The organism is Haliea salexigens DSM 19537 (genome assembly GCF_000423125.1).
GTDB lineage: Bacteria > Pseudomonadota > Gammaproteobacteria > Pseudomonadales > Halieaceae > Haliea > Haliea salexigens.
This window is the reverse complement of sequence record NZ_AUHJ01000058.1, coordinates 1-2677: the sequence shown is the minus strand read 5'-3', so window position 1 is coordinate 2677 and position 2677 is coordinate 1. Positions and strand designations below refer to the sequence as shown.

At 50.3% G+C, this 2677-nt stretch carries 1 protein-coding gene; it reads right to left on the bottom strand.

Annotation, left to right across the window (positions count from 1 at the left end):
- Positions 1 to 76 precede the first annotated feature (76 nt).
- Positions 77 to 2677, bottom strand: a 2601-nt coding sequence (locus tag G533_RS0119175) for a Tn3 family transposase (protein WP_027951294.1), incomplete at its 5' end; no start/stop codon positions are given.

Below are 2677 nucleotides of genomic sequence, written 5' to 3'. Positions count from 1 at the left end.
GGGGTACTAGGGATTTTCCGTCCAAAAACGACAAGAATCGCTGAAAGCCCCGCCATCCGAGGCCTCCCAGGGGGTATTACTTTTCCCGAACCGGTAAATATCCCTCGATTGTGCGCATCAGTTCCTCCAGATCCGGTAGTTTTTCACTCATTTCGAAGGTATAGATACCCTTCAAGTTGATGTTATACCAAGCCACTGGAGAAGCCTGTTTGACAATCTGTATTCGCTTATCGTCATTCTGATATTCGAAGCTCGTCAGCAGCTGGCTGAGTATGCTGGAATTGAAGTAAATAATGGCGTTGGTGACCAAGCGCGCGCATTCGTTCCATAGTTGGATTTCTTCATCAGAGCTGCCCCGGAACTGATCCCCATTGACGTTGCTGATTGCTCGACGCAGCTGGTGGTAAGCTTCCCCCCGATTAAGGGCTCGCTGAACGTAGTTACGCAGGCTGGCATCATCGATGTAGTTCAACAAGTAATTCGCTTTTACCAAGCGGTTGTACTCCGTTAGGGCCTCCAGCAAGGGATGGTTTTTCTTGTACCCGGAGAGTTTACGAACCAGCGTGGCCTGTGTCGTTTTTCGCTCCTTGAGTGACACTGCGATCCGTTGGATGGTGTCCCAGTGCTGCATGATACGTTTGGTATTGATGGCTTTTTTCAGGCGTAGCTGAATTCTCTGATCTTTGTCTTCTTTTACATCAAACATCTCGTTGATGACGCGACTAACCTGCGCGTAACGCGGTGCAAAGCTGTATCCAAACAAGTCTAGCAGAGCGAAGTTGACGTGATTAACTCCGTGGGTATCCGTAGAGAGCACGTCCGGAATGATTTCCGAGCTGTTATTCATCAGCAAGTCAAAGATGTAATGGGATTCGTGTTCATTCGCTCCGATCACCCTGGCGTTAATAGCGGCATGGTTAGCGATTAAGCTCATGGCCGAGACGCCTTTCTGAGTTCCAAAGTACTTCGATGAATAGCGGGTTTTGAAGGTCTCTCGCCGGGCCTCAAACTTTTGACCATCGGCACTGGCGTGGATAATATCCTCTTGGATATTGTAATGCTTGAAGATTGGAAGCATGGCCGTCGCATTGTTGATGTTGTCGTTGGCAGCATTCAGGGTTTCCAGTCGCAGGTAATTCGCTTGGATGGTACTGAGCTGATCATAAGTGCGATCGGAGATTTGAGCCATGCCGTAGATGCCTTGGTTCGTTGCATTCCCCACCAGAATCGCCAGAAGGTCATATTCGTGGGCTCGGTTCTTGGACTGAGCGCCCAGCACATGTTCAAAGCACTCAATGAAGCCGGTATCACGGTCCACCATGCGCAGCACATCGGCAACGCCCGTCGTCGGTATCTGCTGGAAGAAGGGGTTGTTGACCAAGTACTTTTTACTCCCCGTCGGCAACCGCCATAGGCGCTTACCCTTCGGATTACGTAGGATAATGTTCCGGTTGTCATCCTGTTCCAGGTAGTCACTGACCTCATACAAACGGATCTCCAGATCATTGGCTGTTCGCTCGATCAGCTTACTCGGTTCAGCGGTCAACTTTGGTAGCTGAGTTTGCTCCAGCAAATTGTGCTTTTCTCTTCGCCAGCGTTCTCGACTCACCAGATCTGCATCCAAGGCCCGGTATTTAATGACATCAGGCAAGGTCAGCTGGCCATTCAACCGATCGGGGATCTGTAGATACAGGTACCATTCGTAGCGATCTGGGTTAAACGTCCCACCCTCGTCCTGCAAGAACGGTAATTGTTTCTTGGAGGGCAACCGGGCGTCTATCGTTGCATTTGAGATGACCCCTTGTGCTGCAAGATCAAGCCGAGCGTGATTCAGTGCTGCTGCCAGGCGTTGGGCGCCTGCGCTGGCTTCATAGCGTAGGCAAAGAAACAGCTGCCGAAGCAACCCTTCCCTTAAGCTATCTCTCTGGTCATAGTATTGCCACATAGCTTCCTCAACGGAACGCTTTTGTTCATTCAGGAACAGGTAGACAGACTTCAGATCTTTCTCCGCAAGCAGCTTCAGCGCTTTCTGTCTTACCGCCCCAAACGGTTGCTGTTGATCGATGCTATCATCAATGAACAGATGTAGAACTTCCGCAGCCTTGCTGACATTTTTAGCGGCTTTTTGCCAATCTTGATAAACTACTTCCTGCGCATAAGCCTTCGATTTATTCTTGGCCTGTCGGACATGATGAACAAAACCATCGGCTATGCGTTCCAACGCCTGCTGCCAGCGGAACTGCAAATAGCACAGGAGATAAAGCCTCTGATTTCCCACAGACTGCCGCTTCAGTTTAGCCCCATAGTAATCGACCCGTTCTGCAAAGTGCTGCTGATTTTTCTGGGACAACGATAGCGTACTCAATATGGCATTCACTTGCGACATCCAGTGCTGGATGTGGCGATGTACGGTCAGCTCCTTCTCCAGCTCAGTTCCTGTGAAGTTACGGGCAGATTGACGTAACTGTCGCAACGTTAGCGATCCGTCTACGTTTACGAGGGCAGCCAATGCGTCTTTTAGCTCCTGAGGCAGTTCGAGATCTACGTGGGTAATCAGCCGATCTTGCTCCTGACCAACAACCTGGCTGATGATCTTTTGCAGGGTGCTGTAGGCAGGGATCGCAATTTTCTGCCCTGATAAATACTCAATCGCTGCGTCGAAGAGGTGCCTCGGAGC